We start from the raw sequence: 23,318 nt of genomic DNA, 5'->3' as shown, positions 1-23,318 counted from the left end.
AGTGAATAGTGAAACAGAATGTGATGATAACCTGCGCTATCAGCGGAGGTGCGGATACAACGGGAAAGAATCCGAACATTCCAATTTCTCCAAAGGAGATGGCGGAAGACGTTGCCAAGGTCGCGGCAGCGGGGGCGACGATGGTTCATATCCACGTACGGGATCCGGAAACTGGGCAGGAGTCGTGGAAAAAGGAACATTTTGTTGAGGTCGTAAGCCGAATCCGCGATCAGGGTACGGACATTATCATAAATCTCACCACGGCCATCGGGGTGCTGGCGGCCTTCGATCCGGAAGATCCGAGCCGGCTTGATCCTGTCAAAACGAAATTCTGGCGGCCGGAGCGTCGTCTTGAGCATATCCATGCTGCGATGCCGGATGTTTGCTCGCTCGACGTACCGATCATGAACTATCATGATACGCCCTACTGCAATCTTCCTGATCATGTTCGCTACATGGCCAAAGAGCTTCAGCGGATAGGTGTGAAACCCGAAATCGAAGTCTTTGATGTAGGCGATCTGTGGCGTACCCAGGAATACATTGCTGAAGGGCTGTTCGATGCGCCTCCGCTTATCCAGCTGTGTATGGGCGTGAAATATGGAGTACCGGCAACGACCCGCGGTATAGTCGCGATGTGCGACATGCTTCCGGCAGATTGTGTTTGGGGTGCTTTCGGTATTGGCGATCGGCAGATGCCGGTTGTCGCACAGTCGATCCTTATGGGCGGCAATGTGAGGGTTGGACTTGAAGATAATCTCTATCTGAGGCGCGGCGTTCTTGCCACGAATGCTCAACTCGTTACGCGGGCAGTCGAAATTGTCGAACACCTCGGGACGAATGTCGCAACCGTCAAGGCCGCACGCGATATGCTTCGCCTCAAAAACCGCTAGTTGTCGCGGACACTTCTGTTGATCGAAGAAAGACATGCAAACAAGCGAAAAGCCGAAGCTTTACCTTGTCTGACATGTTCGTGTCTGGGCCGAACGGCGGGTAACACCCGCCGTTCGGCCGGATCGATCGCCGATCAGCCCTCCCATTCCTGATTGCCGTCTACGCCAATAAGCTGGCCGGTAATGTGTTTCGCTTTATCAGAGCACAGAAAGGTTACCGTATCGGCAAGCTCTTGGGGTTCGATCAGGCAACGCATCGAAACGTACTGGAGAGCATCCTGAGCAACCTTCTCGATCGTTGAACCATTTCTGTTCGCGATTTGAGAAAGGACGAGCTGCAGGCGATCGTTGTTAATGGGGCCGGGGAGGATTCCATTCACGCGAATGCCAAACGGCCCGAGCTCTCGGGCGAGATTGAGCGTCAATCCTTCAACTGCATACTTCGAAGTGATGTAAGGCAATCGATTTGGCAGGCGGGTGCGGGTTGAGGCGGTTGAGAAGTTCAATATGACGCCGGAGTGGCGGGCTTTCATCCCGGGCACCATCGCGCGCGCGGTATAGAAAACGCCGTTGATGTTGGTATTCATCGTATCGAGCCATTCGGTCGAAGTGATCTCCTCGATCGGCTTTGTTGGCCCCGCAATGCCAACCACATTGACGAGAATGTCAATTTTTCCGAATCGCGCCACCGCTTCCTCCGCTACGCGAATGGCATCGGCTTCCACACCGATATCGGCGACGGTGGCCCGCATTGCGGGGTTGCTTTCGAGCAGCGCGCTGACGGCTTCCTCTCGTATGTCGCAGGCGAACACCTCTACGCCGCTTCTGGCCAGAGTTTCGGCGATGATACGTGCCGTGCTGTCCGCGCCCGTTATGAGCGCACTTTTACCGGTAAGTTCAGGCATTGCATCCTCTAAGAATCAATTGAGCGGAGCCTTGGGTTTCTGCCGGGATAGGGGCGCAGGGCCGGCGCCCTCTTTGCTTTCCGTCCGCTGGATTCCTAGTCGCCTTCGCAGGGCTAGACAATATGTTTTATAAAATATATGACGTGACCCATAACAACATGGTTCAGTTCAGTGGAAGGGGGGAAATATGCGCAATTACAGAGTAATGTTGACTGTGGGGGCAATGCTGTGTTCAGCAGCTCCGAGTGCACTTCTGGCTCAGGAGGCCACGACCTCGTCGGACGCCGAGGAGATTGTGGTAAGAGCGTCAACACGCCTTTCTTCCGGCTTTGACTCGCCGAAACCCGTCATCACGGTGGACAGGGATTCCATCGAGAAGAGGGGGCTCGTAAATATCGCCGACTATCTGAACGAAATTCCGTCTTTCCGGGCGACTACGACGCCGCAATCGACGGGATTGCTGTCAACGGATAATGGTGTGAGTGGTCTGGATCTGCGCGGCCTTGGGCCGCGGCGCTCACTTGTTCTGGTCGATCAGCGGCGCCATGTGGCAACGGATCTGTCCGGTACCATCAACATCAATCTGGTTCCGCAGACCCTGGTGAAGCGGGTTGAGGTCGTAACGGGCGGTGCTTCCGCGCAGTGGGGCTCGGATGCTGTTGCAGGTGTCGTGAACCTGATCACCGATCGCGAACTTGAAGGCGTGAAGCTGGATGCGCGCTATGGCCTGTCGGACGAAGGCGACGCAAAGGATAAATTCGTTTCGTTCGCGTACGGTGTTTCGGGTGCCGATGGGCGCGGTCACATCACGTTTGCGGCAGAATTTCAGGATAACAGCGGTGTCGCTGATCAGCGCGATCGAAGCTGGGGCCGCAAGCGTTGGGGCATTGTGGGCAATCCGAACGATACCGGGCCGAATGACGGCATTCCTGCTCGTATCATCACCAAGAATGTCGTGCTAGGATTGGGCACTGATGGCGGCTATCTGCCCCTGGCGCTTGGTAACCATCCGTCAGTCGCACAAATACGCTTTGGGGGAAGCGGGGAAATTCTGCCCTACGATATCGGGGAGTACCCGATCCCGAACGCTTTTTCGGCCTTACCTTTTCAGGTCGGCGGCGACGGGGGCGCTTTTGGAGACGATGCGACATTGTCTGTGCCGTTCCAGCGCAAGAATCTGATGATCGTTGCTGATTATCAGTTATCGGACAACGTGAAAATGTTCGTCGACGCAACCTATGCGCGTTTTGAAGCTCGTAATGAGACCGTGCAGCCTTGGAGTTTCATCGGGGGCGGTCCCGACATTATCATTTCCGGTAACCCGTTCATTCCGGACGCGTTGCAGCAAACCATGACGGACAATGGCGTTCCCGTGCTCATCATGGCGCGCACAAACACCGACCATGGGTTTATCACGGCAGATTCCGAGTCGGACACGTTCCGGATTGTCGCTGGCCTTGAAGGCAAGATCTCCAACTGGAACTGGAATGCCTATGTTTCACACGGCGAAACGAACTTCACCAATAGGCAGATAAACAATGTCATCGTTGCCAACCGCAACTTCGCTATCGATGCCGTGAGGGATCCCGACAGCGGAGAAATCGTGTGTCGGGCAAATCTGGATGGTGCGAATGGCGCCCCTGGCTGCGTACCGCTCAATCTCTTTGGCGACGGTTCGCCGAGCGCCGCGGCGCTGGACTATATTCATGCCGATACCATGTTCCGCAGGAAGATCAGTCAAACAGTTGTCGTCGGAGCGATCAGCGGCGAGATTGCGGAACTGCCGGCAGGCGCATTGTCAGTTGCGCTCGGCGCCGAGTACCGAAACGAAGAAGCATCAACGACCGTTGACAAGCTTTGTCAGGACGGAAGTATGCTGTTCTGCGGAACCCAGCCGATCGCGGGCGATGTAGGCGTCAAGGAAGTGTTCTTTGAAGCGGGCGTGCCAATTCTCAAATCGGATAGCGGGATGTCGCTCGATGTTAATGGCGCCATCCGATACACCGATTACAGCACGAGTGGCGGTGTAACGACCTGGCAGGCGGGTATGACCTTCAGTCCGGTGCGTGACGTCACTTTGAGAGGCACGGTTTCGCGCGATATACGGGCTCCGAACATCACGGAACTGTATAGTACGTCGTTGCGGAACTTCGATAACATTTTCGATCCGTTTACGAACCAGGTCCGCCTCGTCCCGATCAACGGCGGCGGCAATCCAAGCCTGAGGCCCGAGAAGGCCTATACCTACAGCGCTGGACTTGTTTACCAGCCCTCATGGGTAGACGGCTTGTCGATGTCCGTTGACTGGTATCGGATCAAGGTTTCTGATGCGATCAGCCGGGTGCCTGCGCAAACAATCGTCACAAACTGCTTCGATGCCGGTATTGGATGCGAGGCTGTAACGCTTGTTGACGGTGCACTCACCGCGGTAAATGCATCATTCCTGAATGTTGCCAGACAAGTCGCAGAAGGCGTCGACTTTGAGGTGAGTTACCGTGTCGATAGTGTGGGCCCGGGTAGCCTGAATGTTCGCGGACTTGTCAATTATACCATCGAGCAGTCTCTGTCCCCGGACGGCGTGATCGTCTACGACGATGCTGGCGTCGTTGGCCCTGACGCGCCGGGGGGCAGTCCGACCCCGAAATGGCGCTGGAACATGTCCGCCGACTACGTGATTGGTGACTTCGGCTTGCTGACCCAATTGCGCTATGTTGGCGGAGGCAAATACTTGCGCGGCCTGACCCCCGAGGACATTAATGACAATTCTGTAAGCGGGGCAATTTATGTGAATATGTCGGCACGCTACAATTTTGAAACGGCACGCGGAACGGCGTTTCAGCTTTATGCGGGCGTCAATAATCTTCTCGACAAGGATCCGCCGGTTGCGCCGCTGGATTTCGTTGACAATATCGCAACAAACCCGGCCTTGTATGATGTGATTGGCCGATACGTCTATGCCGGCGTCCGCGCGAAATTCTAGAAGCGCTCTTCAGCACGTCATGGCGCGATTTCGCAGGCGGGACGCACACAAGCGCCCCGCCTGTGAGATGCCGGTGCTCAACGTCGAAATTTTCCCGGATGCTGATCCGGTACGTTATCCATTGTGCAGCTGTGCAGCGGGATCGGTCCGCGGAGGCGAGGATGTATAACGATGCCACATTCAGAATGGAGCCAGGCAGATGAAATGTAAGCTTCTACTTATGGCACTTTGCCTGACGTCGTCGCACGCTTATTCAGGGAGCGATCCGAGCCCTGCCGCGCCCAGAGCTCAGGCCAGTCAGAATGGAAGTCCGGCTTCTGCAGGTGTGCCGCAGTCCTTTCCGTCAGGCCAGGCAGAGTCGTTTCATCAGCAGTTCACACCGTACTTCACTGATTGGTTCTTTCAGGGGGGGGACTACACCCGATACGTCCTTCTCAACACGCCGGAGTTTTTTCTCCAAAGCGTATTCAACGAGACGGGTACAGTAACATCTCTACCTGTCAAACCGAATCCCAAGGTCGCCGCTTTTGTTATCTCCTCCAAAATCGGGGAAATGCCGCTTGGGCGATACGTAAACGAATCTCCGACAGATGGGGCGATCGTCGTCCACAAGGGCAAGATCGTCTTTGAAGCCTATCCCCGCATGAAGCCGATGGACAAGCATCTCTGGTTCTCGATTTCCAAGACAGTGGCGTCACTTGCCGTTTCGGTGCTCGAGCAGCGCGGTTTGATCGATGTCCGCAAGCCAGTTGATTTTTACTTGTCCGAGTTGAAAGGCTCCGCGTGGGCCGGTGTGCCAGTGATCGATGTGCTCGACATGGCGTCTGGCGTGGATTGTTCCGAGGCCCACGCAGACCTGAAGTCATGCTTCTGGGACTTTTATAATGCTTTCGGATGGCCGGTATCAGAACTTGCCAAGGATGACCCTTGGCAAACGCTTCAAGAGATGAAGAGGCTAAGGCCATCCGGGGAAATATATGACTATTCATCGGTCAATACTGAAGTGCTCAATCGTCTGGTGACTGTCGTTTCGGGTGATCGTTATGCTGATTTTGTTGAAAGAGAAATTTGGGGCAGGGTTGGAGCGCAATCGACCGCGTTTCTGACGAGCACTCCAAGCGGAAATGCCTTCTCGGCAGGCGGAATGATCTCGACCCTGCGTGATCTTGCACGATACGGACTCTTTTTTGTTCCCTCGGGACGGAAGGCTGACAATCCCGTCGTGTCAGATGCGCTGCTTTCACGAATTCAGAAGGAAGGTCGCCCGGAACTGACCAAGGGGCTGAAGTACGCACACGAATACCTGGGGGACAACTCATTTCATCATAATACGTATCAATGGGATATCGTCACGGTCGAAGGCGATTTTTATAAGGCCGGCGTCGGAGGGCAGGGGCTCTATATTTCACCATCGCGGGATCTGGTCATTGCCTGGTTTGGTACGCACACGGAGAAGCGTGAGCACAATCAGATGCAACGCGTGGCAAGGCAACTCGCCAAGTCCGGGCTGTTCGATGACTAGAGGAGAAGTCTCTACGGCAGGTCGCCATTGGAAACGCTCTTCAATCGCAAGTCACGAGAATATGGTCCACTTTTTCGAGAAGAGCGTGACACTTGGTTTCAGAACGCTCCGGCTATTGATAGACCGGAATGGAACGTGAATTCCTCGCGCAAATATCAGGATGGCATAGGCAATGACTAACCTGTTCGTACCACCGACCCTTTCAGAGATTCTGGATACGGCCAAACGAATATTCCCCTATGTTCAAAGGACACCGACGACGCGATGGTCCGGGGGGCTGATCAAGTCGTGCTTTGGCGCTTCGGCGGAAGTTCACGTCAAGCTGGAGTTGATGCAACGAACGGGTTCATTCAAGGCTCGAGGTGCGATCAACAATGCCCTGGCACTCACTGAGCAGGAGCGTCGTAAGGGCGTTGCGGCAGTCAGCGCGGGCAATCATGCGATTGCAGCAGCGTATGCCGCATCCTGTGTTGGAACCAGTGCGAAGGTTGTCATGTTGGCCTCGGCGAATCCTTTGCGCGTTGCAGCAGCACGTGACTACGGTGCCGAAGTGATCATCGCATCGGATGGTCCCGCAGGGTTTGCGCTGGTGGAAGACATTGTCAATGTCGAGGGACGGACTTTCATCCACCCGTTCGAAGGACGGCGAGTCACCGAAGCGACCGCGACATGCGGGCTTGAATTTATCGAAGACGCTGGCGCGCTGGACGCGATTATTGTTCCGATTGGCGGCGGTGGCCTATGCTCTGGTATTGCCCTGGCCGCCAAGCTGGCAAGACACGACTGCAAGGTTTATGGGGTTGAGCCGGTGGGATCTTCCGTCATGACGAAGAGTTTCTCCGCGGGCTCTCCACAGAGGTTGAGCCATAGCGACACTATTGCCGACAGCCTCGCACCCCCTATGACAACGCCATACGCATATGCCATGTGCCGACAGTATGTCGACGAGATTGTGCTTGTCGATGACGAGCAGATCAGTGCCGCGGCGGCGCTTCTTTTCCGAGAGATGAAACTTGCTGTCGAACCGGCTGCAGCAGCGGCAACAGCTGCTGCTTTCGGGCCATTGCGATCCAAGCTCGAAAACAAGAGGATCGGAATCATTGTCTGCGGCGCAAATATCGATCTCGAAAATTACGTTAAAATTGTCAGAGGTGGATTTCATTCTCTGGACAATAATATTCTCGGTTTGGTCTGATTTATAGTCGTTGACTTGCCAATTCTCGTCGGCTGCGAAAATGCGGATAATTTCCGTTCGAGCGTTGCGCGAAGGCTGTAACGGGGAAGATGGGGAAAAAAAGGATGAGGCGATGAAAATTAAGGGGTTTTCTGCTTTACTTTTCCTTCTGGCATTGGGTGCTGCAGCACCGGCTGAAGTCGCCTCCAAGGCTGCGGGCCAGGCGATTGATGGCAATGAAGTCATCCGGAAAGCGGTCGCCGCACATTTTCTGGGAAGCCCCAACGCGATGCCGAGTAGCATAGCCTTGAGCGGTGATGGCGCGGCGTTCGGATTTCCGGCGAATTTTGAGCTTCACGCCAGCGCGGCGGGCGCGCAATCGATAAGCATTGAGACCATCCAGTATTCGCTTTTCCGGGCGATCGATAGCGACAAGGGCTGGGAAAAGCAGAGTTGGCGGAATCTTGGAGGCACCACCGGATCGGACGACAGGGAAATCGATCCGCGCACCCGCTCGAGGAGCCGTCCATTCTACCTGTTCGCTCTGCTGGGCTATCTGAACGACCCCGAGGCTTGCGCGTTGTCGGGCGATACGGGAGCGGTCGACGACGTTTACATCGTGGTTTGCAAGGCGCCTCAAGGGAAGGAGTCTTACCATATTCGGAAAAGCGATTTCCTGCCGGTTACGCGTACCTATAGCGGAACCTACTCCGAGGGCGTTCGTGCAATCGAGGAAACCTACGGGGACTATCGCAACGTCGGAAACATGCGATTGCCGTTCAGCATCACCTATCCCGATCCGGAGTTGCCGAGGCTCACATTGAACGTGCGCGTGCGCGGCTACGAGACGTCGGATCTCAAGGGTGATCCGTTCGCGCAACCCGAATCCATGCAGTCGAGCAAGCCTTTTGAGGTGGCCCTGAAAACGGTTCCATTCCATGTGTATAAAGAGGCCGACTGGATACAGGGCGCAGGTGAATGGGATCAGAACGGTCGCTGGGCGACGACGTTCGGACCGACAGAAACCTGGACGTTCGACATGATGGTCGACGAGAAATTTGGTCGCTGGCTGGAGCCTTCCTCTGCCGTCGTTACCTTCCACGCCAATGGTAAAGTTTTGAAGACCATCGCGTTTTCAAAGGCAACCTTGGACATGGTGCGTCGGCGCGATGTTTCTCGTTATGCAGGGTTTGCGGGAATTATGGTCTTTCGCCATCATTTCACCGAGGCAGCTGATCTCGATGTTGATGCCATGTCTTACCGCTTGAATCTGCGCGCGCCTGACGGCTCGGAAGTGGTGGCGGAATCGAACGTTCCAGTCTCGCGATACAAGCAGAAGACAGCTTTGATGTTTCCCGTAAAGGGCGATTTCATGATTGTCAGTGGCCATGATTGGGACGAGATCAATCACAAGGATGAATGGCAGCAGTGGGGCGCATACGACATCATTCCTCTTGGGGAGGGGTACCGCCTTCGCACATCCAAGGCAGCATTTGGCACGCCCGAATTCAATGCATCCTTCCCTGCGTTCGGTCGGGAGATTCTTGCCCCCGCGGAAGGCAGGGTCGTGTATGCGCGTGGTGGTGTGCCTGATACGTTACCGGACGATTTCTGGGAGAAGACGGATTTGCCGAGAGATGTTTGGGCGCTCCCGGGTAATGTTATCATTATTGATCATGGCCACGACGAGTTCAGCTTCTTTGCTCATCTCCAGAATGAATCCATCAAGGTCAAGGTAGGCGACAAGGTTGAAAAAGGGCAGGTCATCGCGCTATTGGGCGCTTCGAATGGAGGCGTGCCGCACCTGCACTATCAATTGATGTCGGGACCTGTTCTGCTTCGTTCCGATGGGCTGCCGTCGGAATTCGAAAATCTGCGCGAGAGTGATCCTGAGGGTCGAAAGGTTCGTTCCCCGAAGAGCGGGCGATATCTTACGGCAGAATAGAAATGCCACTCCTTGGGTGAGTGATACTTTCCAGATTCACGTACTTTGAACGCGCCCCTGGGCAAAGCGCGGTCTTTGTTCGGAACGTTTGGAAGGCGATTGGCTTTGGCAGATTATCAACAGGATATCATGAATGACATCGCAGGCCGACATGAACGCCACCGCGAACATGACGTTTCGACGTCACGTAGGGCGGCTCGGATACTTCGCTCTCGCATTCGGGGGGATCGTTGGCTCTGGTTGGGTGGTTGTTCTCGGTGAATGGCTTGGAGCCGCAGGACCGGGCGGTGCGGCACTTGCCTTTGGGGCCGGAGGCATCACCATGGCCCTTGTCTGCGCGTGCTATGCGGAACTTACAGCCAGGATGCCGCGCGCGGGTGCAGAGTTTGTTTACGTTCGAACATCACTTGGGGCTATTCCGGGCTTTTTGGTGGGCTGGTTTCTACTGCTGAATTTCGTCGGTCTTGCGGCATTCGAAGGCATAGCACTTGTCTGGCTGTTTTCAGCATTATTCCCCTCAATGCACGACGCGCCGATCTATTATGTACTCGGGGAGCCCGTGGGGGCCATTGGCCTGACGGCCAGTTTTGGCGGTCTTCTTCTTCTCGGATGGCTGAATGCGCGTGGCAGCGGCGCAACGGTGACGTTTCAGAAGATTCTTACATATGGCTTTATCGCATTCGCTGTGGTGCTGGCCGTACTTGGTCTCAGTCTCGGCGATTTTGCGAATACGAGGCCACTCTTCCAAATGTCTCCGAACGGCTTCCCTTGGTCAGGTGTGTTCTGGGTTTTCTCAATGTGCCTCCTGTTTCTGAACGGTTTTCAGGGGGCGGCGCAAGTCGCCGAAGAACGAGCGCATGGTGTAAGCTTATCTGCCGTTGCATGGGCTATGATCGCGGCCGTGGTCGCCGCCTCGATTTTCTACGTCCTTATTATCTTCGCTGTCGCATCCGCGGCGCCGTGGGAGGAGACTGTGGCGGCCGGATTGCCGACGGCCCATGCCTTCGGCGTCCTGTCTCCCTCTGCGCCATGGCTCGCCCAGGTCGTTATTGTTGTTGCCATCGTATCTCTGGCAAAGACGTGGAACGTTATTGTGATCATCGGTGCGCGCTTGATCGTGGCACTCGCCAGGGATCATTTTTTCCCTTCCAGGTTGGCGGCACTCAATTCCCACGGCGCACCATCGCTTGCTGTCGGTTTGTTTTCGATTCTTGCGGCTCTTGCGGTTCTGCTGGGTCCCGGCGCTATCGTTCCAATCCTGAATCTTTGTGCTATGTGTCTAGCAGCGACGTTTGTTCTTCTTCTTTCGGTGCTTTTAAAGGAGAGGGCCTCGGGTACTTCCAAACCCGAATTCAAAGTGCCGGGAAACTCTGTTCCTATCCTTGTAGCACTCATTCTCGTGATTGCCATGGGAGCGGTAGCTGCTGTTCTGCCGTTGCTGAAAGCCGATGGGCTGCCGACAGAATGGCTGTTGCTTGCAGGATGGGGGATGGCCGGAGCGATCCTCTTCCGAGCTTCGCGTAAAGTACGAAACCCTGATACTGAGCGAAGCCGGTGACCAGCAGAAAAAGCACGATTACGAGTTTGATCTGCCCCCAGCGAGTGGACCGATAGGTTTTGTGACAGCGATCGGTCGGCACGCCTCGGCGGTCGAGGCTCCCTGCGCCAGCACAAGCTCAACTTCACGCAGCCTGCCGATGATCTCTTCCGGCTTGTGCTTCTTGCTCGACATTCAATGTCCCTTTCGTGGTCCAGACCATCACAGTCTCTGGGCCACTCAGCAGGGGACAGATCACCGAAAATTCTAAAATGGCAAGTAAGAAAATCGTTATTGTTCAATAGCTTGCAGCAATGCGGGGCGGCGCTACGCGGTAAGTGCTCGGCTTTTGGTACCGCCTGCGAAGGTTCGAATTCTTCCGCCCTAGCCAAGCGTTTTCAAGCACTTGCTTATCTTTCCATAGAGCCTCCAGATGCGGACGCGGAGGAGTCCGCACCGCAGTTGGAAGGGTTCGGGAGGCAACGGTCTCGCGGTTTGCCCATGTCACATAACCTCTCTCCCGGACCTATCCGTCCGGATAGGCGGGCATGCAGGTCATTTGTTCCCAAAAGATAGGATGAGCCTCGCCCCGCCCTCGGGCTAGAACCAAGGTCGCCGAACAGGGACGCGGAACAGTCCAAGCGATCGGGAGGATCGTCGGCGTATGCGGAGGGGAAGTGGTATGCGGAGCCAATCTAGCCTGAACTATACGTGCGCCTGCCTTTTGGCCGGCGTTGCGACCATCGTCGCCATGCCGGCGTGGGCGCAGGAAAGCGGCAGCGACACTGCCGTGCACAGTGGAGAGGTCGAACAGATCGTCGTTACGGCACGCAAGCGCGAGGAGCGCGTGCAGGACGTGCCGGATTCGATCAGCGTCTTTACGGCGGCCGCGCTCGAAGCGACGCGTATCGACAACGTGAAGGATGTGGCGCTTCGCGTGCCAAACCTCTCCATCGTCGAGGCGCAGCAGCCGGGCGTCGCGCTGCTGACGATCCGCGGTGTCGGGCAGGCGCGCAACGGCGAACCGCCGATCGCCGTCGTCGTCGATGGTGTGCAGCTCAGCAATGCCTACCAGATCACGCAGGATCTGTTCGATATCGAGCGCATCGAGGTACTGAAAGGTCCGCAGGGCGCGGTTTACGGCCGCAACGCCATCGGCGGCGCGATCAACATCACGACCAAGCAGCCGACGAATGATTTCGAAGGCTTCGTTCAGGGCAGCTACGGCACGGGGCAGGACTGGCGCCTGTCCGCCGCGATCAGCGGTCCGATCGTTCCCGACAAGCTGCTGTTCCGCCTTGCCGGATCGCTGCGCGATTTCGACGGCGACATCGAAAGCGTGAACGCGCCGCGCTCGAAGGAAGCGAACTGGGCGCAAGACAAGAACATCCGCGGCAGCCTGCTGTTCACGCCGTCCGATGTCGTCACTGTCGATCTGCGCTATTCGCGGCTTGAAACTAAAGCAGGCGCGGCCTGGTACGCGGCTGTGCCGCCCGGCGGCGACATCGACGAACCGCGGCCGTATATCGGCGACTACCCCTCGTGGGCGGAGCGTATCCTGAACGATGCCTCCGCGAAGGTGGATGTCGATCTCGGCGCCGCGATGCTCACGTCGGTCACGGCCTATTCGAAGGTCTCGTCGTTCATCGACGAGGAACTCGATCTCAGCCCGCTTGACGGCATCATCGCGCAACAGACGCTGAAGACACGGAATTTCAGTCAGGAACTGCGGCTCGCGTCCACGGGTAACACGCGTTTCAAGTGGCTCGCTGGCCTCTACTATCTGAAGACGCGTCAGAAGCTCGATACCGAGATTTTCCTCGGTGCGGATTTCCTTCCGCTGTTCGGCCTGCCGCCGGAGCTTGCGCCGCTCCTGTTCTCACAGAGCCGTTCGACCGATCACAACAAGGCTTATGCGGCGTTCGGCCAGGTCTCCTACCGCTTCGATATGGGCCTCGAGCTCACGGGCGCGCTGCGCTACGACGTCGATGACCGGCACCAGATCGATCGCGCCGCGCCGGGGCTTCCGGAGTACGACCGGACCTTCAAATCGCTGCAGCCGAAGGTTTCGGCGACATGGTTCTGGAACGACGATTCGATGGTTTATGCGACCGTCGCCAAGGGTTTCCGCAGCGGCGGCTTCAACCCACTCGATATCATCACGCGGTCGTACAACAAGGAAGAGAACTGGAACTACGAGGTCGGGATGAAGGCGAGCGCCTTTGATCGCAAGCTGACGCTCACCAGTGCGGTCTTCTACACGCGCATCAAGGATCGTCAGGTCTACACGCTCGATATCAACAATTCGGCGCAGACGCTCACGAATCCGATTCCGAAGTCGGAAGTCTATGGCTTCGAGGCGGAGGTGATCGCGCGTCCGGCGCCCGGTTTCGATCTTTCGGCGTCGATCGGCTACACGGATTCGAAGATCATCAGCTACGATACGTCGGTGTTCGCGGGCCTTCCCGCGGCGGGCGACTATACCGGCAACAAGCTGCCGCAGATGGCGAAGTTCTCTTATGCCTTGGGCGCGCAGTACGAGCACGAATTCAGCGACGACATGTCGATTACGCCGCGTGTCGAGCTCAACGGTTCGAGCGGTGCCTATTACTGGGAAGTCGACAACACCGACAAGCGCAGCGGCGTCAGCCTCGTGAATGCGCGTCTCACGCTGCGCAAGGGCGGCTTGTCGCTCGCGGGCTTCGTTGAGAATCTGTTCGACGAGGATTATGTGATCGAGTTCGTGCCCGTCGAGTGGAGTGGCGCGGGTGCAGGCGATCTTTCCGGCGCGGCGCCGGGGCGGCGTTGGGGTGTGCAGGCGAAGCTGCGCTTCTAGGGGAGTTTCGATATGGGCAAGGCACAGGTCGTCCGCCGGTTCAATGCACCGGCGGAGACGCTCTGGAGCTATCTTTCGTGGCGCGGCATGGAAAAGCTCGCCGGCGGCGGGTTCTTCAAACGGGTCGTGTTCGAAGGTGAGGGGGCGGAGGTCGGCGCAACCAAGTGGATCCACCTCGCGGAAGGCCCGCCGCTCCGCGAACGCCTCGAATGGATCGATGCTGCGGGCTATGGCTATGGCTACCGCGTCGTCGACAGTGGGTCGCTGCCAATCACCGATTATGTCGGCGAGGTGCGCATCACGCCGTGTGGGCCGGGCGCCTGCGATGTGGTGATCCGCAACAGCTTCGTCGGCGTCACCACCGACGACGGCTGGGGCAGAGAATGGGAGACCATCGAGAACAGCCTGTTCGACGAGATCGAAGTCTTCCTCGGCGGCGCGCCCGCGGTTGGGCCGGAAGATGTCGCGGCGGCGATCCGCGCGGCGAGCGACCGGTTCGAGGCGGACTTCCGAAGTGGCGATCCCGAGCGCCTCGTCGCGAACTACTATGTCGACGATCCCCGCATCGCTGTGCCCGACACGCCGTTGCAGAAGGGTCGCGACGCCGCGATCGCGGTTTTCCGCGGTCTGATGGACGGCTTCTCGGCGTGCGACCTCCGGCAGGTGGAGGTCAGCCACGGCGGCGGCGACATCGCGTTCGAGCTCGGCGAATCCACCGTGCATCCGAAGGCGGCGGGCGAGGCGCCGACGCTCGTGCGCTACACGATCCTCTGGCGCCGCACCGCCAAGGGCTGGCGCGTGGATACGGACTTCTTCGCTTGGGGCGCGCTTTCGTGATAGGCTCCCCGGCTTGATGTGAAGGGGCTGGGAGGGAGCGATGCCGGTCGATCACAGCCTGGAAGTTGATACCGCCGCGCTGCCGCACCGCTTCGGCCCCGTGCGCGGCGACGTGCCGCTCGTCCGGCGTCAGCTCCTGCTCCGCGAGCTGACCGAGGCGAGCCTGCTGCGTCCGCTCACCATCGTTCGCGGCCCCGCGGGCTCGGGCAAAACCGTGCTGCTCACGCAGTGGGCGGACCTGCTGCGCCAGATGGAGCGCCCGGCGGCGTGGCTCACGCTTGATGCGTCGGACCGCGCCCCTGCGTTACTCATCGCCGGGATCGCCGAAGCGCTCGCCCACGCGGGCTACGACGACCTCGCCGAAGCCTTCGCCGCCATCGCCCCTAGTTTCTCTCCCGACGCGCCGGAGGCCGCAGCCCGCCGCCTCGCCGCCGCCGTCAACCGCACCCCGCGCAAGCCCATCCTGATCCTCGATGGCTGCGAGGCGATCAACGCGCCCGAAGCCTTCGCGTTTCTTTCGAGCCTCCTCCTCCACTCGCCCGCGCTGCGCTTGGTGCTGTCCTCGCGCCGCCGCCCCCAGCTTCCACTCGGCGCTCTCCGCGCGCGCAACCAGCTGCTCGAGATCGGCCCCGGCGATCTCGCCTTCACGCCTGCGGAAATCCACGCGCTGCTCTCAAACCAGGTACCGGAGCTTTACACCCGCCGCCTCCACGCCAGCACGAGCGGTTCGGCGGTCGCGGTCGCCTTCGCGCGGCGTTCGCTCGATCACACGCCGCGTCCGGGCCACGATTGCGGCACATGGCAGGACTGGCTCGGCGATTATTTCCGCGACGAGGTGCTGAGAACGCTTGACCCTGATCTCCGCACCGCCATGAGCCGCCTCGTCGTCGTCGAACGTTTCGACCTCTCGCTTGCCGAGGCGCTGGTTGGGAACGTCGCGCTGTCGCTTGTCGAAAAGCTTTATCACGACGAAGGCCTGCTGCTCCGCGATCTCTACACGCAGGAATTCCATTTCCCCGAAATGCTGCGCCGGTTCCTCGACGACCGGCTCGCGCTTATGGATGCGAAGGAGCGCGCGGCGCTTCACGCCCGCGCTGCAGAGTGGTTCGCGGATCGCGGCCTGTTTCAGGAAGCGCTCCGCCACGCGATCGAAGCGGGCGAACGGGAGCGCGCGCTCGCGCTCATCGAGCAGGTGGGTGCGACCACCGTCGTCACGCGGCAAGGCATCGCGGCAGCGCGCCTTATGCTCGATTCGATCGGCATCGCCGCCGATCCGCGCTGCCCAAGCGCACAGCTCTCGCTCGCCGTCGTCAGCGCCCACGAAGGCCGCATCGTCGATGCGGTCGAGCGTCTCCAGTCCGTACGGCTCCAGCTCGAAAATGCGGAGACCGGTGCCGATACGATACTGATCGACCGGCAGTTCCTGATCGCCGAAGGTTTCGTCAACGGCTTCCTCGATCAGCGGGCGAGCGCCGAGGAGGAAGCCGCGCTTGAACGCTACATCGACGAGGCGCTGCCGAGCGATCATCATGGCCGGGCGCAGGTCCATATTCTCCGCTCGTGGAACAGCTATTGCAGCGGCGATCTCGTGAAGGCGGAGCGCGCGGCGGTGGAAGCCGCGATCGATTACGCGGGCACGGAGAGCGTTTTCGGCGCGCTGTTCATGCATGTGCACCGGATGCTCGCGCAGTTCTGGCGCAATGATCTCGAAGGCGCGCTTGCCGAATCCGCGCTCGGCGAGAAGATGGTGCGGCTGTTCTTCCCGGAAGATCAGCGGCTGCGCGTGCTCACCGAGATGCTGCGCACCAGCATCCAGTTCGAGCTCGGCAAGCCCGATCTCCATGCCAATCCGCTCGATCTTGCCGCCATGGTCGGCGCGGTGGAGGCGTGGGTGGAGGTGCAGCTCTGGGCGCATCGCTATGCCGCGCGGGCCGCCGCCGCCGCCAACAGGCTGGACGAAGCGCGCGCGATCCTTGCGAACGGTGTCGAGGTCAGCGAACGGCTGCAGACGCCGCGGCTTGCATGGAACATGGGCCTCACCGGCGCGCTCATCGAGGCGCGCAGCGGTGCCGTGGACAAGGCATGGCGCGATGTGGAGGCGCTCGGCCTTCCGGGCGGCGCCTTCCTCAGCGGAACGGGCGTTCCCCTCACATGGCAGGAGCGTATCGGGGGCCTGCTCGCGCTCGCCGAGCTTCAGACGTCGGCACGTCGTCTCGACGAGGCCGCGCATTGGCTCCGCCTCGCCGAGGAGGAGGTCGGGCGAACCTCGGCGCTGCGCTTTGCGACCGCGATCGATATCGCCTGGGCGCGCATCCATCATGCCGAGGCGAAGCCCGTTCTGGTGCGCGCGAAACTGCAGGCGGCGTGCGGGCACTGTCAGGGATTGTTGCCCGCGCGGTTATTCGTGGAGGCGGGCGCGGATCTCCAGCCCTATCTCGCCGAGCTGCCGGGCTGGTCGACGCCGGACCCGCAACGTGGCGACATTCCGGTCGCGGGCGCCGACCCGGTCGGAGCTTCAAGCGATCCGCTCACGGCGCGCGAGCGGCAGATCCTGCATTTCATGGGGGAAGGGCACCCGAACAAGGTCACCGCGCATCGCCTTGGTCTCAGCGAGGCGACGATCAAGTTCCATCTGCGCAATATCTACAGGAAGTTGAGCGCGCAGAACCGCACGCAGGCACTGGCGCGCTACCGCGCGCTCGTCGGCGCTGCACCCGTCGGCTGATAGAGTGATTTCAAGGCAGGTGGACTCACCTGCCGAACCGGAATGACTCCAGCACGGCAATCGGGGGCGACAGCGCCGCCCCCGGGCCAGTTCAGGCCGCTGCGGCGGCGGCCTTCCGTTCGAGATGATCGATAATCTGCTTCGCCAGCGGCTCGGCAGAGGCCGGGTTCTGTCCCGTGAAGAACGGCGCATCGCAAACGACGTGCGCGCCGAACGGCTGCGCCGCCGAATAGATCGCGCGCAGCTTGCGCAGCATATCTTCGGGCAGCACGGGCACGATCTTGTCGACGCCCATCATCACGTCTTCGGCGTTGCTGATCGAGGTGAGCTTGCGGTTCTTCACCAGCGGCTCGCCGTTCGGGTCGACCGTCTGCACCAGGCCGATAACGCCGTGGCAGATGCCCGCGACGACATCGCCGCGCGCGAACAGCGTCTCGGCGAGGCGCTTGATCACGGGGTTGTGCGGGAAGTCCCACGTCGTCGCCGTGCCGCCGACAAGGAAGATGCCGTCCAGCCCCTCGTCGCCGGTGCTTTCGAGCGGCTGCGTGCCGTTCATCTTCGCCGATGCCGTTGCGTCGCCAAGGAAACGGCGTCCGTTGTCGCTGATCCATGCGTCTTCAAGGCTCATCGGGTCGATCGGCGCCTTGCCGCCCTTCGGCGATGCGATCGCGACGTCGAAGCCGGCGTCCACGAACTGCCAATAGGGTGTCGCCAGCTCTTCAAGCCAGCTTCCGCTAGCGTTGCCGCTCGATCCGAGCTCGCCGTGCGAGGTTACGATAAACAGGATTTTCTTGGCCATGTCGGGCTCCGCTTGCTCCCCTGAGTGGAATGGAGAGACCATAAGCGGCGCGGGGACAAGCACACACACGTCCGATTGGCGAGCATCGCCCGTCCGTTAGGATAGGGCCGCACACTGCCGCATTGGCCGTACGTGGGGCTATGCGCCGCGTGCCGCTTGACCGATGCTGCAACCTCATATTCCATTCCAGTGGACCAAGAGGGAGGTCTCGCGTGTCGCTTGATGATGTCAGTAAGTCGCGCCGTCTCGATCAGCCGGTGAAGCGGCCTTTGAGCCAGCCCGTCCCGTTCGAAGGTGAAGACGGGCTCTTCACCCAGTCGTGGTATCCGATCTGCCTGTCGAGCGCGGCGACCTCGTCGTTCGTGCGCGGTTTCGATTTCCTTGATGGGCGCGTCATCGTGTTCCGCGACAAGGAAGGCAAGGCGCACGTGATGAGCGCCTATTGCCCGCACCTCGGCGCGGACCTCTCGGTTGGGGACATGGTGGACGGGCAGGTGCGCTGCGTGTTCCATCACTGGCGCTACGGCGCGGACGGGCGCTGCTCCGGTATGCCGAGCAGCGATCCGATTCCGCCGACCGCGCGCCTGTTCGAATTCCCCACCTGCGAGAAATACGGTCTCGTCTGGGCCTACAACGGCACCGATCCGCACTATCAGCTTCCCGATTTTCCGTATCCGGACGACGAGCTCGTCTTCAAGATCAAGACGTTCGGCGAGGAAATTCCCACCGATCCGTGGATTCTCTGCGCCAACACGCCGGACATGCAGCACATCCGCTACCTGCACGGCATCGTCATCAACGGCGACAATCCCCACGATGCCGTCGAATGGACCGACCATTCGATGTTCTACGAGTTCGAGGGCACGCATGTCACCGGCGATCCGGTCAACCACCGCATCGGCATCGTCGGCACGAGCATGTATTTCCAGAGCACCAATTTCGCGGGCCGCTGGTTCGGCTTCGTGTCGCCGTTCAGCCTCAACCGGCCGAGCCGCTCCACGGTGTTCATCGTCGTCTGTGCGCGCAAGGACATGGGTACGCCCGAAGAGATCGACGAGTATCTCGAATTTGTGGCGGAGCTCGAGACGCGTGTCGTGCTCGATGATCTCGTCAACATGCAGACGATTCATTTCAAGCCCGGCACGCTGACACGCAGCGACAAGACGCTCGCGCGCTTCTTCGACTACATGCGTGATTTCCCAAGGGCGCATCCGTCGGCCGATTTCATTCGCTGATCGGCCGGGCGTGGCGGGGGAGAGCGGCGGCTATGCGGCACCGGACGATCTGGGGGCGCTGCGTGCGCTCCTCGATGCCAATCCCGGCGCGGCGATCCTTGCCGGGGGGCAAAGCCTGCTGCCGAGCCTGCGCGGCAAGGCGTCGCCGTTGTTCGTCGACATCGGCCGCATCGCGGCGCTGAAGACGATCGAGATTGAGGGCGATCACGTGCGGGTCGGCGCGGGCGTCACGCTCGCGGCGCTCGCACGGCATCCCGCCACGGCCGGCGGTTTTGCAGAAGCGATCGGCTTCGTCGGCAACGTCACCATCCGCAACCGCGCCACGGTCGGTGGCTGTCTCGCGTGGGCCGACCCGCGCGGCGAGTTGCCGCTCGTCCTGCTTGCGCTCGGCGGAACCGTGGTGACGGACAGGCGCGAGATTGCGATGGAAAGCTTCATAACAGGCCCCTCCCGAACCGCACTCGAACCCGGCGAGGTCATCGTGGCTGCGGCATTCGAAACCGGACGGAAATTTGCCTTCGAGGAATTGCTGGTGCGCAACTCGACTGGCCGCGCGGTGGTTGCAGCCGCCTGCGAACGGGTGGGGGACGCCATGCGCTACACGGTTTCCGGCCTCGTCGATCGTCCTGTCCGCAGCGGGCCGATCGCAGGCGATCCCGGCCCATGGCTCGACGATCTGCTCGTACAATTCCCTGTCCTCGCCGACGCGAGCAGCCCCGACTATCGGCGGCGCGTTGTTCATGCGCTCGCCCTTCGTGCGCGGGAACGGGCATGACAGGTGTTTCCGTCAGCCTCCATATCAACGGCGCGGCAGTCACGGCGCATGTCGCGCCGGACCTGACGCTCGCAGATTTCCTGCGCGGCGATCAGGGTCTCAAGGGCACCCACATCGGCTGCGAGGAGGGCGTTTGTGGAAGCTGCACGGTGCTGGCGGACGGCGAGACGCTGCGTTCCTGTCTCACGCTCGCAGCGCAGATGGATGGAGCCGACATCGCCACCGTCGAAGGGTTCGATGATCCGGCAGGTGATCGGCTCCGCAAGGCGTTCGCGGAGAATTTCGCGGCGCAGTGCGGTTTCTGCACGGCGGGCATGATGGCGGTGGCGCGCGAATTCCTCGCGGACGCCACGGTCGCCGATCACCGCAACGAGGCGGCGATCCGCTCGCGCCTGAATGCCGTCGTGTGCCGCTGCACAGGGTATCAGGCCATTGTCGCAGCCGTTCGAGCCGCGGTGCCGGAATGAGCGTGATCGGCCAATCGGTGCGCCGCGCGGCGCTCGATCGCTTCGCCGCGGGCCGTGGCCGCTACGTTGGCGACATCGATCTGCCGGGCATGGCAACGGTCGCCTTCGCGCGCAGTCCTGTCGCGCACGCCGAACTCCTCGGTGTCGACACGGAAGCCGCACGCGCCATGCCCGGCGTTCTCGCCGTCATCACAGGCGATGACATTGCGAGCTTCGCGCCGCAGCCGTCGCTGTGGAATCTGCCCGGCCAGAATCATTCGGGCCTGAAGGCGCTGGCAACGGATCGGCTGCGCTACGTGGGCCAGCCTTTCGCGGCCGTTGTCGCCGTCGATCGCCGCACGGCCGAAGCGGCAGTCCACGCGATCGTTCCTCAGTACCGCGCGCTCCCGGTCATCGCAGACATGGATGCGGCGCTCCGCAGCGATGTGCCGCGCCTCTACGATCACTGGTCCGATAACATCGTCGCCCGTCCACGCTGGCAGGCAGGCGACATCGCCGCCGCCTTCGACGGCGCCGCACTCGTCGTCAGCGACCGCTTCACGACCCAGCGCGTCCATCCCTGTTCGCTCGAACCGCGCGGTGTTGTCGTCGCGCCGGATCTCGACGGCGAGAGCATCACGGTGTGGCTCTCCACCCAGTCCATCCACCAGGTGCGCGCTGGCATCTCCGAATGTCTCGGCCTTCCCGAACACCGCATCCGCGTCATCGCGCCGGACGTAGGTGGATCGTTCGGCATGAAGGCCTGCATCTACGGCGAGGAAGTCATCCTCGCCTTCCTCACGCACCGTATCGGTCGTCCGCTTCGCTGGATCGAAACCCGCGCCGAAGCCTTCGTCGCCTCCGCCCACGGCCGCGACGAACGCGTCGACCTCGCCGTCGCCTTCGACACCGACGGCCGCATCCGCGGCCTCCGCTCCACCATCGTCCTCGACAAGGGCGCCGACCCCTATGCGACCTCGATGGGCACCGCCTGGATCACCGGAGCGGTGATGACCGGGCCATACCGGATCGACACGATCGACATCGAAGCCCTCGCCGTCGTCACCAACAAGACACCGACCGGCGCCTACCGCGGCTTCGGACAGCCGGAAGCGAACTTCGCGCTCGAACGCGCGCTCGACATCGCCGCGCCGCGCCTCGGCCTCGATCCGGCGGACCTTCGCCGCCGCAACCTCGTGGCGTCCTCAGAAATGCCGTACCCCACACCGACCGGTATCGTGCTCGACAGCGGTCGCTACGCCGATCTCCTCGATGCGACGCTCGAAAGGTTCGGCTACGACGATGCGCGACCTGTGCAACCCTCGTCGCGGCTCCGCACCGGCGTCGGCATTGCCTGCTACGCCGAAACCACGAACTTCGGCCCATCGCCGCTCTGCAAGCTGATCGGTGTCGACAGCGGCGGCTTCGATATCACGTCGATCCGCGTGGAGCCGAGCGGCCACGTGCGCGTCTTCGTCGGCCAGACTCCGATGGGGCAGGGCGTCGAAACCGCGCTGATGCAGGTCGCCGCCGACGAACTCGGACTTCCGGTCGAAGATATCTCCATCGTCCACGGCGACACGGTTTCGTCCGCCTACACCGCCTATGCGAGCGGCGGCAGCCGCGGCGCTGGTGTAGCAGGCGGCTCGACGGCGCTTGCCGCGCGGCGACTGCGGGAGCGTATCCTGCGCTGGGGTGCGCATCTGCTGGAAGCGCCGCTGGAAAGCGTCCGTTTCGTCCAGGGCGGAGTCGAGGTGATCGACGTGCCGACGCGCCGCATCGGCATCGCCGAGGTCGCGATGGCGGCGTACAAGGCGTTCTCAACGCCCGAAGGTATGGAGCCCGGGCTCGAGGACAGAGCGGCTTACGATCCGCCCGCACTCGCCATCGCCTATGGCTGCGTCGTCGCGGAGGTCGCCGTCGATCTCGATACGGGCAAGGTCACCGTGGAGCGCATCGTCTTCGGGCATGATTGCGGCGTGCAGATCAATCCTGCGATCGTGGAGGGGCAGGTAATCGGCGGGCTTGCGCAGGCGCTCGGTGCGACCCTCTTCGAAGAGGTGCGCTACGATGCTGACGCGCGGCCGCTCACGCTGTCGCTGCAGGACTATCTGCTGCCGCTCGCATCGGACGTGCCGCACGTCGAACTCGTGCATTTCGAAACGCCGACCCCGTTCTCGCCGATCGGCGCCAAGGGTGTCGGCGAAAGCGGCACGATTGGTGTGCCCGCCGCGATCACCAATGCGGTGCAGAATGCACTTGGGACGGCATTGCCGCTCGTGGCCCTGCCACTCACCGGCGAGCGCGTTTTGGCAACACTGCCCTCGGAAACGAAAGCACCCCTCTCAACGGTTCAGCGCCAAGCGCCATCGCTCGGCTGATCGCCGTGGCCGGGGACGAAGCGGCGTGCGGCGAAGCTGTGGGGGACCTCGGCGCTGCCGCCGTAGAGCTCGTGGTGGGGGGAGGCTTCGGCGAAGGCGGCGGCGAGTGCGAACAGGTTTTGCGCGGCTTCGTCCATCGCGCCGAGTTCGCCTCCGGCTAGGTAATCGAGCACCTGCGGCAGGCGCGGCATGAACGCGTCGTAAAAAGCCGCGAAATCCTTTGCTGAAGCGATCCAGCGGATTTCGCTGCGCGCGCGTTCTGTCGGTCGTGCCCACTGTGCGGCAAGCGCGGCGAGGTCTTCAAAGCCCGTGGGAAGGGTGGTCATGCGTG

16 protein-coding genes and 1 pseudogene are annotated in these 23,318 nt (G+C 60.7%); 13 read left to right on the top strand and 4 right to left on the bottom strand.

The window, feature by feature from the left end:
- Positions 1-8 precede the first annotated feature (8 nt).
- The gene (locus tag ACE3TJ_RS03725) at positions 9-890 is read left to right on the top strand and encodes a 3-keto-5-aminohexanoate cleavage protein (RefSeq protein ID WP_374593975.1); all 882 of its coding nucleotides are present in this window, start codon (positions 9-11) and stop codon (positions 888-890) included.
- A gap of 134 nt (positions 891-1,024) precedes the next feature.
- Here ACE3TJ_RS03725 and ACE3TJ_RS03720 read toward each other — a convergent pair whose 3' ends face one another.
- Positions 1,025-1,795, bottom strand: a complete 771-nt coding sequence (locus tag ACE3TJ_RS03720) for an SDR family oxidoreductase (protein WP_374593973.1) — start codon at positions 1,793-1,795, stop codon at positions 1,025-1,027.
- Positions 1,796-1,982: 187 nt separating this feature from the next.
- On the opposite strand from ACE3TJ_RS03720, the gene ACE3TJ_RS03715 reads away from it, so the two are divergent.
- The 5 genes from ACE3TJ_RS03715 to ACE3TJ_RS03695 all read left to right on the top strand — a co-directional run bounded on the left by ACE3TJ_RS03715 (position 1,983) and on the right by ACE3TJ_RS03695 (position 10,974).
- Positions 1,983-4,775: a TonB-dependent receptor domain-containing protein gene (locus tag ACE3TJ_RS03715; protein ID WP_374593971.1), complete on the top strand. Its 2,793-nt coding sequence runs from the start codon at positions 1,983-1,985 to the stop codon at positions 4,773-4,775.
- Positions 4,776-4,974: 199 nt separating this feature from the next.
- Complete coding sequence (locus tag ACE3TJ_RS03710) at positions 4,975-6,297, top strand: serine hydrolase domain-containing protein (protein ID WP_374593969.1); 1,323 nt, start codon at positions 4,975-4,977, stop codon at positions 6,295-6,297.
- A gap of 172 nt (positions 6,298-6,469) precedes the next feature.
- Positions 6,470-7,492 (top strand): threonine/serine dehydratase, encoded by a 1,023-nt coding sequence (locus ACE3TJ_RS03705; protein ID WP_374593967.1) that lies wholly within the window; start codon positions 6,470-6,472, stop codon positions 7,490-7,492.
- Positions 7,493-7,604: 112 nt separating this feature from the next.
- Positions 7,605-9,416 (top strand): peptidoglycan DD-metalloendopeptidase family protein, encoded by a 1,812-nt coding sequence (locus tag ACE3TJ_RS03700; RefSeq protein ID WP_374593965.1) that lies wholly within the window; start codon positions 7,605-7,607, stop codon positions 9,414-9,416.
- A 133-nt stretch (positions 9,417-9,549) separates the two neighbouring features.
- Positions 9,550-10,974 carry an APC family permease gene (locus tag ACE3TJ_RS03695; protein WP_374593963.1) on the top strand — a complete coding sequence of 475 codons (1,425 nt, stop codon included), beginning with the start codon at positions 9,550-9,552 and terminating at the stop codon, positions 10,972-10,974.
- A 57-nt stretch (positions 10,975-11,031) separates the two neighbouring features.
- Here ACE3TJ_RS03695 and ACE3TJ_RS03690 read toward each other — a convergent pair.
- Positions 11,032-11,148, bottom strand: a pseudogene (locus ACE3TJ_RS03690) (IS3 family transposase); the annotation flags it as partial.
- Between the two features lie 487 nt (positions 11,149-11,635).
- On the opposite strand from ACE3TJ_RS03690, the gene ACE3TJ_RS03685 reads away from it, so the two are divergent.
- Genes ACE3TJ_RS03685 through ACE3TJ_RS03675 form a run of 3 tightly spaced genes read left to right on the top strand, consistent with a single transcriptional unit; the run spans position 11,636 to position 17,351 of the window.
- On the top strand, positions 11,636-13,789 hold the full coding sequence (locus tag ACE3TJ_RS03685; protein WP_374593961.1) for a TonB-dependent receptor: 2,154 nt from the start codon (positions 11,636-11,638) through the stop codon (positions 13,787-13,789).
- A gap of 12 nt (positions 13,790-13,801) precedes the next feature.
- Complete coding sequence (locus tag ACE3TJ_RS03680) at positions 13,802-14,626, top strand: DUF4440 domain-containing protein (protein WP_374593959.1); 825 nt, start codon at positions 13,802-13,804, stop codon at positions 14,624-14,626.
- A 40-nt stretch (positions 14,627-14,666) separates the two neighbouring features.
- The gene (locus ACE3TJ_RS03675; RefSeq protein WP_374593957.1) at positions 14,667-17,351 is read left to right on the top strand and encodes a LuxR C-terminal-related transcriptional regulator; all 2,685 of its coding nucleotides are present in this window, start codon (positions 14,667-14,669) and stop codon (positions 17,349-17,351) included.
- A gap of 91 nt (positions 17,352-17,442) precedes the next feature.
- Here the strand turns inward: ACE3TJ_RS03675 and ACE3TJ_RS03670 are convergent, their stop codons facing one another.
- The gene (locus ACE3TJ_RS03670; protein ID WP_374593955.1) at positions 17,443-18,150 is read right to left on the bottom strand and encodes a type 1 glutamine amidotransferase domain-containing protein; all 708 of its coding nucleotides are present in this window, start codon (positions 18,148-18,150) and stop codon (positions 17,443-17,445) included.
- A 212-nt stretch (positions 18,151-18,362) separates the two neighbouring features.
- On the opposite strand from ACE3TJ_RS03670, the gene ACE3TJ_RS03665 reads away from it, so the two are divergent.
- From ACE3TJ_RS03665 to ACE3TJ_RS03650, 4 genes are read left to right on the top strand one after another with little or no spacing between them, the layout of a single operon-like run.
- Entirely contained in the window at positions 18,363-19,385 is a 1,023-nt protein-coding gene (locus tag ACE3TJ_RS03665) for a Rieske 2Fe-2S domain-containing protein (RefSeq protein WP_374593953.1), read from the top strand.
- Positions 19,386-19,395: 10 nt separating this feature from the next.
- Positions 19,396-20,160, top strand: coding sequence for a xanthine dehydrogenase family protein subunit M (locus ACE3TJ_RS03660; RefSeq protein ID WP_374593951.1), 765 nt, complete (start codon positions 19,396-19,398; stop codon positions 20,158-20,160).
- Positions 20,157-20,627 carry a (2Fe-2S)-binding protein gene (locus tag ACE3TJ_RS03655; RefSeq protein ID WP_374593949.1) on the top strand — a complete coding sequence of 157 codons (471 nt, stop codon included), beginning with the start codon at positions 20,157-20,159 and terminating at the stop codon, positions 20,625-20,627. Before ACE3TJ_RS03660 ends, ACE3TJ_RS03655 begins: the two co-directional genes overlap by 4 nt.
- Positions 20,624-22,987, top strand: a complete 2,364-nt coding sequence (locus ACE3TJ_RS03650; RefSeq protein ID WP_374593947.1) for a xanthine dehydrogenase family protein molybdopterin-binding subunit — start codon at positions 20,624-20,626, stop codon at positions 22,985-22,987. The genes ACE3TJ_RS03655 and ACE3TJ_RS03650 overlap by 4 nt, the downstream gene beginning before the upstream one ends.
- Here the strand turns inward: ACE3TJ_RS03650 and ACE3TJ_RS03645 are convergent.
- Positions 22,960-23,313 (bottom strand): hypothetical protein, encoded by a 354-nt coding sequence (locus ACE3TJ_RS03645; protein ID WP_374593945.1) that lies wholly within the window; start codon positions 23,311-23,313, stop codon positions 22,960-22,962. The genes ACE3TJ_RS03650 and ACE3TJ_RS03645 overlap by 28 nt on opposite strands.
- Positions 23,314-23,318 lie beyond the last annotated feature (5 nt).

The sequence above is a fragment of the Sphingosinicella sp. genome, assembly GCF_041916975.1.
GTDB lineage: Bacteria > Pseudomonadota > Alphaproteobacteria > Sphingomonadales > Sphingomonadaceae > Sphingosinicella.
The sequence above is the reverse complement of the archived record's forward strand: the minus strand, read 5'-3'. Positions and strand labels throughout refer to the sequence as shown.